Raw genomic sequence first — 18,338 nt, 5'->3', positions numbered from 1 at the left:
CCTTCTGCTTCGCAACAAACTCGACATCCGACGTAGGGCTCAGCCTGGCGATGACGGACCCTTGATGGTCTCGGTCATGCGGCTGATCCTTGCGGCTGGGCAGCGACAACCGGCGGAGGACCGAGCCAACCCGGCTCGACATCGGGCAACGGGATCGCGGCGAGCAATTGCCGCGTATAGGCGTGCTGCGGCGCGCCGAACACCTTTGCGACGGGCCCATATTCGACGACCTCGCCATGGTGCAGGATCGCGACGTCGTCGCAGAGCACGCGCACCACCGAGAGATCATGACTGATGAACACCATGGTGAGGCTCAGCCGCGCACGCAGCTCCTTTAACAACAGCAGGATGTGCGCCTGGGTCGAGACATCCAGTCCAGAGACGATCTCGTCGGCAACGATGAAATCCGGCTCGAGCGCGAGCGCGCGAGCAATGCCGGCGCGCTGGCGCTGGCCGCCCGACAATTCATGCGGATAGCGATCGGCAAATTCGGCCGGCAAACCGACCAGATCGAGCAGCGCCGCCGCGCGCTCCCGCTGATCCTGTCGTCCCCTCAGCCGGCCGTGCACGCCGAGGGGGCGTGTCAAGGTGATGCCGAGCCGCAGCCGCGGATTGAGCGAGGATTGCGGATCCTGGAAGATCATCTGGATGCGCGCGCGGAGCCGGCTGAGCTCCGCCTCGTCGGGCCCGCCGATCTCGACACCGTCGAACTGGATGCCGCCGGACGTCGGCTTCAGGAGGCGCACCAGCAGGCGGCCGAGCGTGGTCTTGCCCGAGCCGGATTCGCCGACCAGGCCGAGCACCGAGCCGCGCGGCACGGCAAGATCGACGCCTCTGATCACTTCGCGCAGACGCGGCTTGCGAAACAGGCCGGTGCGCTCCGGATACCCAAAGCTGAGATTTCCGGTGCGGAGCAAGATGTCGTTCATGTCGGCCCCGCAATCGTCAGACGGTCAAGACGGCGCGCCTCCGACCACAATTGCTCGATCAGCGCCGGAGGGACCGGACGCAGCGCCTCGGCCGGCCGGTCCGCGCGCGGGGTCGCCGCGAGCAGCGCGCGCGTATAGGCGTGGCGCGGTCGGGCCAGCACGTCCGCCGTCTCGCCGTCCTCGAGCACGCGGCCGCCATGGAGCACGGTCATGCTGCCGCAGATCTTTGCCACTACGCCGAGGTCGTGGGTGACGAACAGCACCGCGCTGCCGTGGCGCTGTCGCAATCGCTCGACGAGCTGCAGCACCTGACGCTGCACGGTGACATCGAGCGCCGTGGTCGGCTCGTCGGCGATCACGAGCGCGGGATCGCAGGCAAAGGCCATCGCAATCAGTACGCGCTGGCGCATGCCGCCGGAAATCTCATGGGGATAGAGCGAGAGCACCCGCGCAGGCTCGCGGATCGCGACCTCGGCGAGAAGCTCGCTCGCACGCGCAAGCGCCACCCGCTTCGAGACGCCGAGATGATGGCGCAGCAAGTTGCCGATCTGCACACCCACGCGCTTGACCGGATTGAGCGAGGTCATTGGGTCCTGCGGGATCAACGCGATGCGGCGGCCGAGAAGCTTTCGCCGCTCCGTCTCGTGCATCGCCAGGAGATTTCGCCCCTCGAAGGTGATGCTGCCCGAGATGATCGTCGCGTTCGCCGGCAGCAGGCCGAGCACGGCGCGACCCAGCATCGATTTGCCGGCCCCGGATTCACCGACCAGGCCACGGACCTCGCGCGGTTGCAATGCGAGGCTCACGCCACGCAGCACGTTGGCCGCGCCGATTGCGACCTTCAGCCCGTCGATTTCGAGCGTTGCGGTCATGAGCGCTGCACCGGGTCGAGAGCGAGGCGGAGACCGTCGCCGAGCAGGTTGAAGCCGATCACGCTTGTGATGATGCAGCCGATCGGCAGCGCCATGATCCACGGCGCCTGATAGACGATCTGGCGGCCCTCGGCGATCATGCTGCCCCAGGTCGGCGTGTCGCCGGAGACCGAGATCCCGACGAAGGACAGGATCACCTCGACGAGGATGGCGATGCCCATCTCGACGGCGAGCAGCGTGGCCAGGAGCGGAACGAGATTGGGGAGGATTTCCAGCCGCAGCAGTTTCGCGCGGCTCAAGCCGATGACGCGGGCCGCCGCAGCATAGTCGCGCGTCAACTGCACCATGGTCTCGGCGCGCACGACGCGCGCGAACCGGGTCCAGTCGACCACGACGATTGCGGCGATCACGGAGGTCAAGCCGGCGCCGATGACGGCCGCCAGCACGATCGAGAGCAGTACCGGCGGAAACGCCATCCAGACATCGATCAGGCGTGAGATCGCCTGATCGACCCAGCCGCCAAAGCTGCCGGCGAACAGTCCGAGCGCTACGCCGATCAGCGCCGCCAGCGTCGCCGCGACCAGCGCCACCATCACCGCAGTACGCGCCGAATAGATCAGCCGCGACAGCACGCAACGGCCCAGGCTGTCGGTGCCGAGGAGATAGGCGTGATCGCCGCCGACGATCCAGGACGGCGGCAATTGCGCGGACATCAGGTCCTGCTCGAGAGCATCGTGCGGCGCGAGGACGGGCGCCAGCACCGCGACCAGCACCAGCAGCGCAACAACAGCCGCGCCGACCCACAGCCGGGCGCCGCCGCGCTGCAACGCGGCGAGGAGGCGCGATTGGCGTACAACGGGAGAGGACAGCGCGAGGTCAGCCATGGCGCAGCCTCGGATCGAGCACGGTGACAATGAGATCGATGGCGAGGTTGAGCGCGATGAACAGCACCGCGAAGGTCAGCACGAGGCCTTGGATCAGCGGGAAGTCGCGGTTGATCACCGCGTCGATCGCCATGTTGCCGATGCCCTCGTAGGAGAAGATGCGCTCGACCAGGACGGTGCCGCCGAGCAGCAGCGTGACCTGGACCCCGCCGAGCGCGACGGTCGGGATCAGCGCGTTCGGGAGCACCTCATGCAGCAGGATGTCGGGCCGCGAATAGCCGCGGGCCCGCGCGATCTGGGCGTAATCCTGGTCCTCGGCCTCGGTCAGCGACGCTTTCAAAATACGCGCCACCAGCGCTGCGAACGGCAGCGCCAGCGCGAGCGCCGGCAGGATCATATGATGCAGCAGGGCGAAGGCGATCGCGAAGCGGCCGGTGAGGAGGCTTTCGAGCAGGTAGAAATTGCTGTGGAGATGGACGTCGATCTGCGGATCGACGCGGCCGGAGATCGGCAGCCACGGCAGCAGCACGCCGAAGACGAGCAGCAGGATCAAGGCCCAGAGGAAATCGGGAATCGCAAGCAGCACACCGATGCCGCCATCCACCGCCCATTCTGCGCGCCGGCCGCGCAACAGGATCCCGGCAAGCGCAGTGAGAACACCCAACACGACGGCGATGAGGGTTGCCAGCAGCGCGAGCTCGATGGTGGCCGGCAGGCGCTCCAGCAAGAGCTCGAGAACGCCTTGATGCACGCTGATGGACTTGCCAAAGTCGCCGCTGGCGACCTGTCCCAGCCAAGTCGAAAACTGTTGCAGGATCGGCTGATCGAGGCCGTAGAGCGCACGCAGCCGCGCGATGTCGGCTTCGGACGCACCGGGCGGAATCATCATGGCGATGGGATCGCCCGGCACCACGCGCAACAGCACGAAGACGATCACCGCCACGCCAAACAGCGTGGGCGGCACGAGGACGAGTCGCCGGATGATCTCGCCCCATCGCATCGCTCGATCGCCCCCTTGGTTTCGCCGCTCAGGCCGGCGTGATGAGTTGCGGAAGGATCATGCCGTTGGACTGCGACACGACCTTCAGGCCCTTCTTGTGAATGATCGGCTGTACATACTGGAACAGCGGGATCACCTCGCCTTCCTCGGTGATGTATTTGTCGACTGCCTTGTAACCGGCGATGCGCTTGGCCTCATCCTTCTCGCCCCACAGCGGCCCGATGCGCTCGACGAGGTCCTTGCCTTTCCAGGCACAATGCGGCGACGGACCGAACATCGCAAAGCCGGTCGAGGTCGAGGGATCGCCGATCGCATTGCCCCAGTTGTAGAAGGCGGCGGGCGCCAGCGCGTGGCGCGCGCGCAATTCGAAGTGCTTGGCGATCTCGTATATCTCGATATTGGCGTCGATGCCGACCTTGCGCCACATGCCGACGATCGCCTGGATCATCTCGTAGTCCTTCGGCTTGAAGCCGCGCGTGGTCTGGATCGTGAACTTCACCGGCTTCTCCGGCGAATAACCGCTCTTGGCGAGCAGGCTTTTCGCAAGCTCGGGATCGTAGGATACCTTGATCGAGGGATCGAAGGCTGCATAGCCGGGCGCTTCCAGTGTCGAGATCGGCACGCCGTAACCCTTGAGAAGGCGGTCGACGATCGCCTTCTTGTCGATCGCATGGTGGGCGGCGAGCCGCACGTTGCGGTCGAGCATCGGGTCGATGTCGGTGATGAAGATCATTGCGATGTCGGACACCGGCTTGGTCTGTCCCGCCAACCCCGGCTTGGCTTTCAGACGGTCGAACTCCTCGTAAGGAATCTCGAAGGTCAGGTCGGAGCCACCGGACTCCATCTCGGCGACGCGACTCGTCGGATCGGTGATGAACTTGAACACCACGGTCTCGAACGCCGGCTTGCCGCCCCAGTAGCCGGGATGCGCCTTCAGCCGCAGGAAGGCGTTGCGCTCGAAGGCATCAACCTTGTAGGGGCCAGATCCGATCGGCGCCTTCTCGAAGCCTTCCGCGCCGACCTTCTCGTAATAAGCCTTCGGCAGGATATAGCCGGTGAGAAACGCCATCCATTTGAACAGTGTCGGCTCGAATTCGAGCACGTCGCCGGTGATGGTGTTGCCGTCGATCTTGTAGTTGCCGACCTTGGACCAGACGAATTGGATCGGGTTGCCGCCTTTCAGATCGGCCGCGCGGGTGAGCGACCACACGACGTCCTCCGGCGTCACCGGCGAGCCGTCATGCCAGGTCGCATCCTTGCGCAATTCGAGGATGATCTTGCTGCGGTCCTCGTTCCAGCCCCACTTGGTCAGCAGGCCCGGCTTGAACGAGAGATCCGCGGCCTGGCCGATATAGGGATCGAATACTGACTGGTAGATCGACTGGATGGTCGGGTTGACCGCGGAGACGCCAATTGTCGGATCGAATGACGGCAGATTGACGTTGTAGGCGATGGTCAACGTGCCCGATGCCGCGGCATGCGCGGCACCGGTGCCGGGAAGAGCTGAGGCGAAGGGCAGGGCGGCGGCACCGCCGGCGAGCTGCAGGATCGAACGGCGCGACAGGGAAGACATGCGTGTTACCCCTACGATATGAGCCAGGTACGATGAATCAGGTTTCGGCGAGCGTGTACGAAGACGGCGCCGGGTGCGGCGCCGTCAGTCGGTTCTGATTATTTGCCGGTGCTCTCGGACCAGCGCGCCATCAAGGTGTTCGACGGCAGCGCTTCATCGACCAGCTTCTTCGCCGTCTCGATGCCCGCGATCGGGAGCTTCGCGGGATCGAGCAGCCCGATCTGCGCCAGCACCGAGGCCTGATCCCAGTAGATGTGCTCGTTGTAGAGCTTGTCGCCACGGAAGCGCACGATCGCCACCAGCGGTATCTCGACATATTTTCCGGTTGGCGGAACGCCGGGCAGCATCCAGTCGATCTCGATGTCGTGGGTGAAGCAGAACAGCATCTCGTCCACGATACGATCGGCGCCGATGGTGCGCGAGATCGGCACGAGCTTGGTGTCTTGGGGCGTCTTGGGGATGAAATGGTGCTTATAGAAGCGCAGCAGGTCGCGATAGCCGACGCCACCGGTCATGGTCGGGATGTGATTGACGTAAGGCTCTGCGACCATGGTGGTCATGGTCTCTTCCGCCGAGCGCGTGGCGAATTCCAGCTCGGTATGCCGGTCCCACAGCGTCGAAAGGTCGTAGTGCGGACCCAGCACCTTCCGGAACAGCGCGATCGAGCGCGAATGCGCCATCAAAGTCGCGGGCTTGTTGAAGCTCGCGCGCTCAGGCGCGGCAAACGCGTGATCGCAGCCGGGGTAGAGATAGAATTCGACGTCGGAGCGCCCCTTGAACGCTGCCTTGATCTGCTCGCGTGCTTCGGCGGGCGCGAAGCGGTCGAGCTCGGCGAAGTGGAAGACCATCGGGCACTTCGCGTTGCCGGCTTCCGCCAGATCGGCCTCGATGCCGACGCCGTAATAGCTGACGGCGCAATCGACGTCGGTGCGGGCTGCAACGAGATAAGCGAGCTTGCCGCCGAGACAGAAGCCGAGTGCACCGACCTTGCCCTTGCATTCGGGCCGGGCCCGCAGGACTTCTAATGCGTCGGCGGCATCCTTGATCGACTGATTGGCGTCGAAGCGCTGATAATAGCCCATCGCCTTGCCGAAATCGGCCTCGGTGTAGCCGAGCTCGACCCCGGGCTCCAGGCGCCAGAACAGGTCGGGCGCCAGCACGACATAGCCTTCTTCAGCATAGTAGTCGGCGACATCGCGCATCGATTTGTTGACGCCGAAGATCTCCTGCAACAGCAGGATGCCGGGACCAGAGCCCGAGGCGGGAACGGCGAGATAGCCTCTGAAGCTGCCGCCATCCTTCGCGGCGATATCGATCCACTGTCCCGCCATGCGCGATTCCCCCCTCGTCGTTGAGCCCTTGAGCTGCTTCCGTCCCTGCGCGCGTCTGCGACGCGTCCCGCATGAGGCCAGGACCTTGTCTTTTCATCATGCTTTCTTAATTGTATTTTTAATGTAAGAATCGAACTTGTAAATAGCATTGATTGGGCACGCCCTGCCCAGCTAGTGAGCGAGGGCGGTAACCAGGAGATGATTTTGAGGAAGACGAAGCCTGCGACGAAGAGAACCGGCGAAACGGCAAAGCCGAAGCAACAGCCGGCTACCGGCGAGCGACTGGGCTCCTGGCACTTGGCGCGCACCGAGACCGAGCGGCGACTTTCCGAATTCGAGTTCAGGCTGGAGCGCCTGGCGCAGGCCTACTACCGCTGGAAGGCCGCGTGCCTCGCGGCCGTCTGCGACGTGCCGCTGACCGGCGACGACGTCGCCGTGCTCAACGTCATCCGCATGGGCGACGAGCCGAAGCGGCTTTCCGAAATCGGCCAACTGCTTAATCGCGTCGATGTTCCGAACCTACAATACGCCACGCGAAAGCTGGTGAAGGCCGCTCTGATCGAGACCGAAGGCTCGTCGTCGCGCAAGGAGACGCGCTACCGTGCGACCATGCATGGGCGCGAGGTTACCGAGGCCTATGCGAGCCTTCGCGCCGCGACGTTGCCGCCAATGCTTGAGTCCCTGGACGGCTGGGCGGAAAAATCGGAAGCAGCAGGCAGCCATCTCGAATTGGTGTCTGGCCTCTATACCCAGGCAGCCCAAGTCGCCATCACGCGGCGGCATCAGCCGTAAGGCTCCAAACAGGAGAATTTGCTTCACGGCGGCCGCCATGAACCGCATTGACCATCGCGGCGCTGGTAGCTCATGCCAATGGCTCGGTGACGAGCAAATAGGTTCCATACGCTTGACACGGCGCTCATCATGGCTGCGAGACACGATCTCGGGCTACATTCAAGGGCTTCGTGACGGCATTGAGTTCAAGCAGACTGGCACATCTCCGGGGGAGTCGGCCCGTCATTGCGAGCGAAGCGAGGCCATCTAGACTTTGTGCCCTGAGGCAAGATAGGACTTCGTGCGAGGCTGGATCGCTTCGCTCGCGATGACAGCTCAGCGCGGCCTACACCGTACCCTTGCCGGCGTCGGAGCCGTGGCGGCGCTGGCGGGCCTGCAGCACCAGGATGACCGAGAGCGCGGCGAAGATGACGAGGAACGACACCGCACTTGTTAGCGTGCCGAGCGCGTAGATGTCGGGCTTGGTCACCGTCGTGGTCAGGCCCTGCAGTTCCAGCGGCAGCGTGTTGACCGAGCCGATCGCCTGGCTGGAACGCGCCAGTTCATCCCATGACAGTGTGAACCCGAACAGGCCGATGCCGACCACCGATGGTGCGATGATCGGCAGCACGACGTAGCGAAACGTCTGCCAGGGCGTGGCGCCGAGGTCGCGCGCGGCCTCTTCGAGCCGGCCGTCGAAGCGATTGAAGATCGCGAACATGATCAATAGCCCGAACGGCAGCGTCCAGGTCAGATGCGCCCCTAAGCCGGAGGTGAACAGCCCCATGCCGGTGGTCCAGCCGTCGGCCAGCCATCCGAGCCCGACATCGGCGCCGTGCTTGTTGATGAAGTCGTCGAGCAGGCGGAATTCCAGCGCGATGCCGAGCGAGGTGATGATCGAGGGCATGATCAGGCTTGCGATCGCGGTGTAGAACAGCACCGACGAGCCGCGGAACGGCTTGCGGAAGGCCATGCCAGCGGCGACCGAGAGCACGACCGTAACCACCATCACGACCAGCCCCAGCGCGAGCGAGCGCTTGAACGCCGCGCCGATGTCGACGATCCCGGCGCCAGAAAGCACCTTGCCGAACCAGGTCAGGGACACCCCGTTCATCGGGAAGGTGAGGCCGCCGTCGGGGCCCTGGAACGACAGGATGTAGATCGCGATCATCGGCCCGTACAGGAACAGCACATAGGCCGCGAAGAACGCCGCCAGGATGTAGAAGGAGCGCGGCCGTTTGTCGCCCATTTACAGCTCCTTGCGGACGTCGACGATCCGCGTCAGCGCCGAGATGATCAGGATGGTGATGCCGAGCAGGATCACCGCGTTGGCCGCCGCCGCCGGAAACTGCAACGCTGACAGCCTGGACTCGATGATCTTGCCGGCGGAAGCGATCTGCTGGCCGCCCATCACGCCGACGGTGATGAAGTCGCCCATCACGATGGTGATCACGAAGATCGAGCCGATCACGATGCCAGGTTTGGACAAGGGGATGACGATGTTGACCAGGGTCTGCCAGCCGCTCGCGCCGGCGTCATAGGCGGCTTCGATCAGCCGCTTGTCGATGCGGATCATCGAATTGAAGATCGGCACCACCATGAAGAAGGTGAAGAGGTGCACCAGCGCCAGCACCACGGAGAATTCGGAGAACAGCAGCCATTCGATCGGCTGCGTGGTCAGGCCGCTGCCGATCAGGCCCTGATTGACCAGCCCGTTGCGGCCGAGCAGCGGAATCCAAGCGATCATGCGGATCACGTTCGAAGTCCAGAACGGGATCGTGCAGAGCAGGGACAGCACGATCTGCCAGGTCTTCGAGCGGACGTGAAAGGCGAGGAAGTAGGCCACCCAGAAGCCGATGAAGAGCGTCAGCCCCCAGGTGAGCAGGCACAGCTTCAACGTCTTCAGATAGGTCTTGAGGATGGTGCAGAGCTCTGGAAGCCCGGAGATGCAGCCCTCGAACGTATCGGTGTAGCCGCGCAGGCTGAACGCCGGGATCATCTCATATTCATTGTAGTCCCAGGCGCTGACGATGATGACGAGAACGAGCGGGAGCAGGAAAAACAGTGCAAACACCAGCATCATCGGACCGGCCTGCAGCCAGGCGATCGACCGCGCGGCGGCCTTGCGCAACCGGCCGCCGGATGCCGCCTGGTCCGAACCGCCGGCGGTCATCGGTGCGAGCGGCGAGGTCAGATCGGCGGCCCCGGTGTCCTGCGTCATGAATGCGATCTTTGACTAATTTGCAAACCAGCGTGCCGCGCCTGATGGCGCGACACGCCTCTCGAGCATGATCAGGCCGCGATGAACTCGTTCCACTTGCGGACCATGTAGTCGTTCTCGTCCATCACGGCGTTCCAGCAGACCACCGCGCCCATGCGGTCGTCATAGGAGCCGCCGTCGCGCACCGCGCCGGCCTTCTCGAGCACGGTGCCGTCCGGCGCCTTGATGTCGGCCTGAGCCGGCTTGCCTTCCATCCAGTAGCCCCACTCGTCCGCGCTCATATTGGCCTTGGCGGTCGAGAGCACGGCGGAGTAGTAGCCCTGGCGGTTGAGATAGGCGCCGGCCCAGCCGGACAGATACCAGTTCACGAACTCATAAGCCCAGTCGAGCTTCGGCCCGCCCGCCACGGCCTTGGAGACGCAGAAGCCGGACGCCCAGGAGCGGTAGCCTTCCTTGAGCGGCTGGAAGATGCACGGGATGCCCATCGAGCGCACCTTGGTCACTGCCGGCGACCACATCGACTGGATCACGGTCTCGCCCGAGGCCATCAGGTTGACGGATTCGTTGAAGTCCTTCCAGAACGCGCGGAACTGGCCGGCCTTCTTGGCTTCGGTCAGGACTTTCATCGTGAGGTCGATCTCGGCCCGGGTCATGTTGCCCTTGTCGCCATATTTGTATTGGCCGGTGGCTTCGACCACCAGCGCGGCGTCCATGATGCCGATCGAGGGGATGTTGAGGATCGAGGCCTTGCCCTTGAATTCGGGATTGAGCAACTCGGCCCAGGAGCTGATCGGACGCTTGATCAGGTCGGGGCGGATGCCGAGCGTGTCGGCATTGTAGACGGTCGGGATCAGCGTGATGTACTCGGTCGGCGTCGCCGAGAAGGTCTTCGAGTTCGCGCCGTCGAGATACAGCACCTTCCACGGTGCGGTGCCCTGGCCGCCGATCTTCTTGCCGTTCGGCAATTCGCCCTTGGTGAAGACGGGCGTGATGTTGTCGAATTCCTTGATCTTCTTGGCGTCGAGCGGAAAGATGTTGCCGGACGGGACGAGCTTCTTCAGCGAGAAATATTCGGTGTCGAGCACGTCGAACGAGTTCGGCTGGGTGATGACGCGCTTGGTCACGTCGTCGGTCGTCGCCGTGATGTATTCGATCTTGATGCCGGTGTCGGCGAGGCACTTCTTCGAGATCTCGTCGCCCTCGTTCACGGCGGTGCCGAGATAGCGCAGCACCTTGGCGTCGGCGGCGTGAACATAGGGGGCGCCGAGCAGGGTGCCCGAACCGGCGGCGAGGCCGGCGACGCCGGCTGCGCCCTTGAGCAACGTGCGGCGGCTGATGGTCTTCTTCTTGGTCCGATCGGTCATGGTCATCTCCATGGATATCAAGCGACAAGTTCAGGTGATGTGGCGATGGCGAGATGGCGCGGCGGCGTCAGCGGATCGGCGAGTGCAGGATTCCACGTCGCGATCACCTGTTCGCCGATGCTGTAAGTCGTGCCGTCGAACTGATCGTCGGTGAGCTGGGCGGAGATCTCGCGACCGCCATCGGTGACGATGGCGACGAGCACATACGTGCCCTGATATTCGATCTTGCTGATCGTGCCCGCGACCTGCGGCCCGTCGATCGGCTGTCCCGGCTTTCTCAGGAGAATACGGTCGACCCGCACCGCATAGCTGGTATCGCCGAGCGCAATTACGTTGTGCCCGCCGATGAACTTCGCGGCGAATTCGGTGCGCGGATGGTTGAAGATCTCGCGCGGGCTGCCCTGCTGCTCGATCCGGCCGCCATTCATCAGCACCACGAGGTCGGACAGCGCCATCGCCTCGTCCTGGCCGTGGGTGACGTGGATGAAGGTCAGCCCCAACTCGCGCTGCAGTCGCTTCAGCTCGGCGCGCATGCGCAAGCGTAGGAAAGGGTCCAACGCCGACAGCGGTTCGTCCAGCAGCAGCACCTGCGGCGAGGTGATCAGCGCCCGTGCCAGCGCGACGCGCTGCTGCTGGCCGCCGGAGAGCTGGGCCGGCAGCCGCGCCTCATAGGCCTGCATGTCGACGAGCTCGAGCAACTTGCGCGCCTCGGCATGGCGCTCGGCCTTCGCGACGCCTTTCATCTTCAGGGCGAAGGCGACATTGTCGATCACCGATAGATGCGGAAACAGTGCATAGGATTGGAACATCATCGCGGTGCCGCGCCCAGCCGGGGGCAGATCGGTGACGTTCTTCGCGCCGACGATGATATCGCCGGCGGACACCGATTCGTGGCCGGCGATCATCCGCAAGGTCGAGGTCTTGCCGCAGCCGGAGGGTCCGAGCAGGCAGCAATAGGAGCCCGCGGGTATCCTCAGGTCGATCGTATCGACGGCGGTGACGTGGCCGTACATTTTCGTCACCTTGACCAGTTCCAAGCTTGCGCCTGCCGCCATCCGTATTCCGCCCCTGTGATGGTGAGGCTGGAGGCGCGGCCGGCGATTCCTTGCCCGCCGCGCTCCAACCGGCAAATATCTGCAACGGATATGCCAGCTGCCGCGGTGGAGGTGCCGGCGTGCCCCGCATGCACTCAGATCGGTCGTGTCCGCCAATAAGGTCCGGGGCAGCACATGAGGCTGCAGCTGCGCAAACCCGGCATCCGTGCCGGTCGTCAGCTCCGAGCCAAATTGGCGCCGCCTCAATTCTAGGCAAGTTTCCTCATTTGAGGCAAACCTTTGCTGACCTGCATGCAGGACGGGGCATCGGGCGCTGCATCGCCTGCGTCGGCATCACTTGGCTGTTTCGCGCCGCAGCGCGCCAAGCTCCAGCGCGGCTCACTCATGGGCATGCGGGGCCGGCAGCGTCAGGCCGAAGGTCTTGACCAGGTCCGCCACCTGCTGCGGCGACAGGTGGCGCGGGTTGAGCCCGCGCAGCAGCAGATAGAGTTTTGCGGTCTCCTCTAGCTCCTCCATCGCGAACACGGCGGCTTCCAGCGTGTCGCCGGAGACGACCGGCCCGTGATTGGCGAGCAGCACCGAGGCATATTGCCCGGCCAGGCCCTTGATCGCATCGGCCACCGCGGGATCGCCCGGCCGGTAATAGGGCAGGAGCGCGGTCTGACCGCAGCGCATCAGATAATAAGGTGTCATCGGCGGCAGTGCCGCACACGGATCGATCTCGGGCAGCATCGTGAGTGCGACCGAATGGGTCGAATGCAGATGCACCACCGCGCGCGCCGCATCCCGGGTCTGATAAAGCGCGCTGTGCAGTGGCACTTCCTTGGTCGGCGCATCGCCGGATACGAGCTTGCCGTCGGCATCGAGCCGCGACAGCCGGGCCGGATCGAGAAAGCCGAGCGAGGCATTGGTCGGCGTCACCAGCCAGCCGCCATCGTCGAGCCGGACGCTGATATTGCCGGACGAGCCCGGCGTCAGCCCGCGCTCGAACAGCGAGCGGCCGAAGCGGCAGATGGCCTCGCGTATCTCGGTATCGCCCATGCGTCTCCCTCATACCCTTTGTCTCACGCTTTGGCAGCGCGGCCAAGCCGTGATACCGAAAGGTGAGCCGGGGCAACCGGACGTGATCAGGAAACGCCGTAAGGATTTGCCGTATGTCATCGCCATCTCAAACGAAAGTCGCCGTGATCGGGCTCGGCTCGATGGGCTTTGGCATGGCCACCTCGCTGCGGCGCAAAGGCTTCGATGTGACCGGTTGCGACGTGTCGGCGGATGCGGTCGCGCGCTTCGTGGCCGAAGGCGGCAAGGGGGCCAAGACGCCGGCCGAAGCGGCGGAAGGCGCCGAGATCGTGGTCAGCGTCGTCGTCAATGCCGCGCAGACCGAGGCGATCCTGTTTCGTCCGAAAGGCGTGGCGGAGACGCTGCCGAAGGATGCGGTGTTCATCTCCTCCGCAACCATGGACCCCGAGGTCGCGCGCCGGCTCGCCCAGCAGCTCGAGGCCACGGGGCGGCACTATCTCGACGCGCCGATCTCCGGCGGCGCGCAGCGCGCCGCCCAGGGCGAGCTGACCATTCTCGCCTCCGGCAGCGCGGCCGCCTTCGCCAAGGCGCGGCCGGCATTGGATGCGATGGCCGCAAAACTCTATGAGCTCGGCGATGCGGCAGGTCAGGGCGCAGCGTTCAAGATGATCAACCAGCTCCTGGCGGGCGTCCATATCGCCGCGGCCTGCGAGGCCATCGCATTTGCCGCCAAGCAGGGGCTCGACATCAGGAAAGTCTATGAGGTGATCACGGCTTCCGCCGGAAATTCCTGGATGTTCGAGAACCGCATGCCGCATGTGCTCGACGGCGACTATGCGCCGCGCAGCGCGGTCGAGATATTCGTCAAGGATCTCGGCATCATCCAGGACATGGCGCGCTCGGCGCGCTTCCCGGTGCCGGTCTCGGCTGCGGCCTTGCAGATGTTCCTGATGACGGCGGCCGCCGGCATGGGCCGCGACGATGATGCCTCGGTGGCGCGGATCTATGCGCAGGTCACCGGCACCAAGCTGCCGGGTGCCAAGTAACGAGTGCCAAGTAAGCAGTCAGCTCGAGTTCACGCCATGCCCCGTTTCGCCGCCAACCTCACCATGATGTTCACGGAACATCCGTTCCTCGACCGCTTCGCGGCGGCCGCGAAGGCCGGCTTCACCGCGGTGGAGTTCCTGTTTCCCTATGCCTATCCCGCCGACGACGTCGGCAAGCGGCTGCGCGACAACGGCCTGACGCAAGCGCTGTTCAACCTGCCGCCGGGCGATTGGGACGCCGGCGAGAAGGGCTTTGCGGCGCTGCCGGACCGCTTCGACGACCTCAAGGCGAGCCTGGAGACCGCGTTGCCCTACGCGCAGGCGACCGGCGTCAAGCGCGTGCACCTGATGGCCGGGATCGCCAGCCGCAGCGATGCCAAGGCGGTCGAAGCCTTCTATAAATCGGTGGCCTGGGCCGCCGAGTTCTTCGCGCCCCACGGGCTCGACGTGGTGATCGAGCCGATCAATCCCCGCAACGTGCCCGGCTATTTCCTCAACGACTTCACCTTTGCGCGCGACCTGATCCGCGAGCTGAAGATCCCGAACCTGAAGCTGCAGTTCGACATCTATCATTGCCAGATCATCCACGGCGACGTGACGATGCGGCTGCGCGAGATGATGGACATCATCGGCCACATCCAGATCGCCAGCATTCCCTCGCGCCATGAGCCCGATGATGAGGAGCTCAACTATCCGTTCCTATTCGCTGAGCTCGACCGGCTCGGCTATGCCGGCTTTGTCGGCTGCGAATACAATCCGCGCGGGCGGACGGAGGAGGGCCTCGGCTGGTTCGCGCCGTATAAAGGAGTGAGGCCGTGACCATCAAACTCGGCTGCATCGCCGACGACTATACCGGCGCCTCCGACCTCGCCAACACGCTGACGCGTGCAGGGCTTCGCACCGTGCAGACCATCGGCGTGCCCGCCGACAATCTTGCGCTGCCCGAGGTCGATGCCGTCGTGGTCTCGCTCAAGAGCCGCTCGATCGAGGCGCAGCTCGCCGTGGCCCGCTCGCGCGAGGCCGAGCGGTGGCTGCGAGGCCGCGGCGCCGATCACGTGCTGTTCAAGATCTGCTCCACCTTCGATTCCACCGACGCCGGCAATATCGGTCCGGTGATGGATGCGCTGCGGGCGGATTGCGGCGAGACAATCGTGCTGGTGACGCCGGCTTTCCCTGAAACCGGGCGCACCGTCTATCAGGGCCATCTGTTCGTCGGCCATGTGCCGCTGAACGAGAGTCCGTTGAAGGACCATCCGCTCAACCCGATGCACGACGCCAATCTGGTACGGGTGCTGTCGCGTCAGAGTCGCACCAAGATCGGGCTGGTTGATCTCCCCACGGTGGTGCGCGGGCCGGAGGCGGTGCGCGACCGCCTGAACGAGCTCGCCGGCCAGGGCGTCGGCGCCGCCATCATCGATGCGGTGTTCGATGCCGATCTCACCACGGTCGGCACCGTGGCGTTGACCCATCGCGCGTCGGTGGGCGCCTCCGGCATTGGGCTGGGGCTGGCGCGGGCGCTGGTCGAATCCGGTGGTGCGAAGACAGGGACCGCCGATGCCGCAGCGGGCGCGCCGGTCGGCGGACCGGCCGCGTGCCTGGCCGGCAGCTGCTCCCAGGCGACGCTTGGGCAGATCGCGCATGCCGAAAAGATCATGCCGGTGCTTCGCCTCGATCCCGAGCAACTTGTCGCCGGCAAGGACGAAGTGCACCGCGCGCTCGCCTGGGCGGGCGAGTGCCTCGGTGATGGCCCGGTGCTGATCGCCTCGAGCGCGGCGCCTGACCAGGTCACGGCGGTGCAGGCGCGCCATGGTCGCGACGCGGCGGGACATGCGATCGAACAGGCCATGGCCGATATCGCCGAGGGCCTCGTGCAGACCGGCGTTCGGCGGCTCGTCGTCGCCGGCGGTGAAACCTCCGGCGCCGTGGTCGATCGCCTGAAGATCCCCGCCTTCCTGGTCGGACCCGAAATCGCGCCCGGCGTGCCGGTGCTGCGCACCGTCGGAACGACGTCAGATATGCTGCTTGCACTCAAGTCCGGCAATTTCGGCGGTCCGCACTTCTTCTTGGATGCGCTCGGGCTGATGCGATAGCCCTTCGGGCCTGCGGGCGGCCGATTTCGACGCGAAATGTCAGCGCGGGTCTCGCGGATCTGAGAAACTGGAGATTCCGGGTTGAGCCCTGACGGGCCGCCCCGGAAAGACGGCGCTCGTGGCGGAGAAAGATTAACGGCCTCCGGTCCGCTTAATTCGATTTAAATTGTTTTGGCTTTCCGTAGGACTACGGGGCGATTCTTGATTCACGTTTCAATTCTTGTGGTCGGAAACGTCTTGAACCGTCGGGTCGGACGTGTCGGCCACCGACGGCTGCTGCCTGCGCACCCAGCTTGAAAGTGAAGAGATATCGCCATGTTTGCCCAATATTCGATCCGCGCGAAGATCGTCACGGTCGTCGCCTTCCTGCTGCTTGCGGTTACCGGCACTGGACTGTTTGCCGTGAACAATATGCGCGCGATCAACGCGGCCACGGTCGACATCGCGACCAGCTGGCTGCCGAGCGTGCGCGTCCTTGGCGAGCTGCAGCAGGGCGTGGTCATGAACCGCAATATTGTGCGCGCTCATCTCCTGGCCGAGCAGCTGGAGGACAAGCTCAAGGTCGAGAAGGCGCTGAACGCGAATTTCGAGGAGATCGCCCGGACCATCCAGGCCTATCAGCCGTTGATCACCTCGCCGGAAGAGCGCGCGCTGTTCAATGACTGGTCGCGGATCTGGGAGGACTATAAGCAGGGCGTGCAAGAGGTGCTGGCGCTGTCGCGCAAGGAGTCCGGCCAGGTCCCGCACGAGGCGAGCGAGCTCAACAGCAAGAAGGTCAACCGCCTGCTCACCGACGCCGATGTCATCCTCAAGCGAGACATCGAGCTGAACAACAAGGGCGCCGACAAGGCCTACAAGGATTCGGCTGACAATTATACGTCGACCCTGACGTGGGTTGCGGTCATCCTGGTCATGACCCTGATCGTCGGCATCGCGCTCAGCGTCTACCTGGTGCGGGACGTGTCCGCCGGCATTGCCTCGATCGTGAGCCCGATGCAGTCGCTCAGCGACGGCGATCTGTCGGCGGAGGTGCCCCACCGCGGCGAGAAGACCGAGATCGGCACGATGGCCGATGCCTTGCAGCTGTTCAAGGAAGCGCTGATCGCGAAGAAGGCCGCCGACGCAGCCGCAGCGCGTGACGCCGAAGACAAGATCGCGCGTGGCCGCCGGGTCGACGACATCACCCGCAACTTCGAAGCGATGATCAGCGAGATCGTCAATACGGTGTCGTCGGCGTCCTCCCAGCTCGAGAGCTCAGCCGGAACGCTGACTTCAACTGCGGAGCGATCGAAGCAGCTGGCCACCGCGGTCTCCGCGGCGTCGGAGGAGGCCACGACGAATGTGCAGTCGGTGGCGTCGGCCACCGAACAGATGGCGTCCTCGGTCACCGAGATCAGCCGCCAGGTGCAGGAGTCCGCGCGCATGGCCGGCGAGGCGGTCGGGCAGGCCCGGACCACCACGGGCCGGGTCAGCGAGCTGTCGAAGGCGGCGACCCGCATCGGCGATGTCGTCGAGCTGATCAACACCATCGCAGGCCAGACCAATCTGTTGGCGCTCAACGCCACCATCGAGGCGGCGCGCGCCGGCGATGCCGGCCGCGGCTTTGCCGTCGTGGCATCCGAGGTGAAAGCGTTGGCCGAGCAGACCGCGAAGGCCACCGGAGAGATCGGCCAGCAGATCTCCGGCATTCAGGCCGCGACCCAGGAATCCGTGAACGCGATCCGGGACATCTCGTCCACGATCGAGAAGCTCTCGGAGATCTCGTCCACGATCGCCGCTGCTGTCGAGGAGCAGGGCGCGGCAACCCAGGAAATCTCGCGCAACGTTCAGCAGGCCGCGCAGGGCACGCAACAGGTGTCGTCCAACATCAGCGACGTCGAGCGTGGCGCCGCCGAGACCGGCTCGGCGTCGAGCCAGGTGTTCTCGGCCGCGCAAGCCTTGTCGGTCGAAAGCCAGCGGCTGCGGGTCGAGGTCGGCAAGTTCTTGGGTTCGGTTCGCGCCGCCTAACACGGCGGATTTGTCACCAAATTTCTGTCTCGCACGCGAGGGAGCTTGGCTCGACGCCACAGCTCCCTCGAGTTTTATGCGGCACTGAGTTTGTACCGATCAAACACAATCTCTGCGGGTATTCCGTAGTTGTACGGTGCGACAAGTTAACTCGGGTTAAGCGTGCAGTGCGGTC

The 18,338-nt window shown here is 64.6% G+C and carries 16 protein-coding genes; 5 read left to right on the top strand and 11 right to left on the bottom strand.

Features of this window, described 5'->3' with window-relative positions; translation table 11 throughout:
• Positions 1 to 74: 74 nt before the first annotated feature.
• From BRAS3843_RS11855 to BRAS3843_RS11830, 6 genes are all read right to left on the bottom strand, one after another.
• Positions 75 to 929 carry an ATP-binding cassette domain-containing protein gene (locus BRAS3843_RS11855; protein WP_008969124.1) on the bottom strand — a complete coding sequence of 285 codons (855 nt, stop codon included), beginning with the start codon at positions 927 to 929 and terminating at the stop codon, positions 75 to 77.
• The gene (locus tag BRAS3843_RS11850) at positions 926 to 1,801 is read right to left on the bottom strand and encodes an ABC transporter ATP-binding protein (protein ID WP_008969123.1); all 876 of its coding nucleotides are present in this window, start codon (positions 1,799 to 1,801) and stop codon (positions 926 to 928) included. Before BRAS3843_RS11850 ends, BRAS3843_RS11855 begins: the two co-directional genes overlap by 4 nt.
• Positions 1,798 to 2,685 carry an ABC transporter permease gene (locus tag BRAS3843_RS11845; protein WP_008969122.1) on the bottom strand — a complete coding sequence of 296 codons (888 nt, stop codon included), beginning with the start codon at positions 2,683 to 2,685 and terminating at the stop codon, positions 1,798 to 1,800. The genes BRAS3843_RS11850 and BRAS3843_RS11845 overlap by 4 nt, the downstream gene beginning before the upstream one ends.
• Positions 2,678 to 3,685 carry an ABC transporter permease gene (locus tag BRAS3843_RS11840; protein ID WP_008969121.1) on the bottom strand — a complete coding sequence of 336 codons (1,008 nt, stop codon included), beginning with the start codon at positions 3,683 to 3,685 and terminating at the stop codon, positions 2,678 to 2,680. Before BRAS3843_RS11840 ends, BRAS3843_RS11845 begins: the two co-directional genes overlap by 8 nt.
• 28 nt (positions 3,686 to 3,713) lie before the next feature.
• Complete coding sequence (locus tag BRAS3843_RS11835; RefSeq protein WP_008969120.1) at positions 3,714 to 5,258, bottom strand: ABC transporter substrate-binding protein; 1,545 nt, start codon at positions 5,256 to 5,258, stop codon at positions 3,714 to 3,716.
• A 98-nt stretch (positions 5,259 to 5,356) separates the two neighbouring features.
• On the bottom strand, positions 5,357 to 6,589 hold the full coding sequence (locus BRAS3843_RS11830; protein ID WP_008969119.1) for a dienelactone hydrolase family protein: 1,233 nt from the start codon (positions 6,587 to 6,589) through the stop codon (positions 5,357 to 5,359).
• A gap of 297 nt (positions 6,590 to 6,886) precedes the next feature.
• On the opposite strand from BRAS3843_RS11830, the gene BRAS3843_RS11825 reads away from it, so the two are divergent.
• Positions 6,887 to 7,381: a winged helix DNA-binding protein gene (locus tag BRAS3843_RS11825; RefSeq protein ID WP_244425259.1), complete on the top strand. Its 495-nt coding sequence runs from the start codon at positions 6,887 to 6,889 to the stop codon at positions 7,379 to 7,381.
• Between the two features lie 325 nt (positions 7,382 to 7,706).
• Here BRAS3843_RS11825 and BRAS3843_RS11820 read toward each other — a convergent pair whose 3' ends face one another.
• The 5 genes from BRAS3843_RS11820 to BRAS3843_RS11800 form a co-directional block, all read right to left on the bottom strand.
• Positions 7,707 to 8,609, bottom strand: a complete 903-nt coding sequence (locus tag BRAS3843_RS11820) for an ABC transporter permease subunit (RefSeq protein ID WP_008969117.1) — start codon at positions 8,607 to 8,609, stop codon at positions 7,707 to 7,709.
• Positions 8,610 to 9,533 carry an ABC transporter permease gene (locus BRAS3843_RS11815; protein ID WP_035981497.1) on the bottom strand — a complete coding sequence of 308 codons (924 nt, stop codon included), beginning with the start codon at positions 9,531 to 9,533 and terminating at the stop codon, positions 8,610 to 8,612.
• 119 nt (positions 9,534 to 9,652) lie between these two features.
• Positions 9,653 to 10,945 carry an extracellular solute-binding protein gene (locus BRAS3843_RS11810; protein WP_035981496.1) on the bottom strand — a complete coding sequence of 431 codons (1,293 nt, stop codon included), beginning with the start codon at positions 10,943 to 10,945 and terminating at the stop codon, positions 9,653 to 9,655.
• Between the two features lie 17 nt (positions 10,946 to 10,962).
• Complete coding sequence (locus BRAS3843_RS11805) at positions 10,963 to 12,000, bottom strand: ABC transporter ATP-binding protein (RefSeq protein WP_008969114.1); 1,038 nt, start codon at positions 11,998 to 12,000, stop codon at positions 10,963 to 10,965.
• Positions 12,001 to 12,378: 378 nt separating this feature from the next.
• Positions 12,379 to 13,041, bottom strand: coding sequence for an aldolase (locus BRAS3843_RS11800; protein WP_008969113.1), 663 nt, complete (start codon positions 13,039 to 13,041; stop codon positions 12,379 to 12,381).
• 113 nt (positions 13,042 to 13,154) lie between these two features.
• On the opposite strand from BRAS3843_RS11800, the gene ltnD reads away from it, so the two are divergent.
• From ltnD to BRAS3843_RS11780, 4 genes are all read left to right on the top strand, one after another.
• Entirely contained in the window at positions 13,155 to 14,066 is a 912-nt protein-coding gene (gene ltnD, locus BRAS3843_RS11795; protein ID WP_035981483.1) for an L-threonate dehydrogenase, read from the top strand.
• A 36-nt stretch (positions 14,067 to 14,102) separates the two neighbouring features.
• The gene (gene otnI / locus BRAS3843_RS11790) at positions 14,103 to 14,885 is read left to right on the top strand and encodes a 2-oxo-tetronate isomerase (protein WP_035981482.1); all 783 of its coding nucleotides are present in this window, start codon (positions 14,103 to 14,105) and stop codon (positions 14,883 to 14,885) included.
• Positions 14,882 to 16,156, top strand: coding sequence for a 3-oxo-tetronate kinase (gene otnK, locus BRAS3843_RS11785; protein ID WP_008969110.1), 1,275 nt, complete (start codon positions 14,882 to 14,884; stop codon positions 16,154 to 16,156). The genes otnI and otnK overlap by 4 nt, the downstream gene beginning before the upstream one ends.
• A 315-nt stretch (positions 16,157 to 16,471) precedes the next feature.
• Positions 16,472 to 18,163 (top strand): methyl-accepting chemotaxis protein, encoded by a 1,692-nt coding sequence (locus BRAS3843_RS11780; RefSeq protein WP_008969109.1) that lies wholly within the window; start codon positions 16,472 to 16,474, stop codon positions 18,161 to 18,163.
• Positions 18,164 to 18,338 lie beyond the last annotated feature (175 nt).

Source organism: Bradyrhizobium sp. STM 3843, assembly GCF_000239815.1.
Lineage (GTDB): Bacteria > Pseudomonadota > Alphaproteobacteria > Rhizobiales > Xanthobacteraceae > Bradyrhizobium.
Note: the sequence above shows the minus strand (reverse complement) of the source record. Positions and strands in the feature narration are given on the sequence as shown.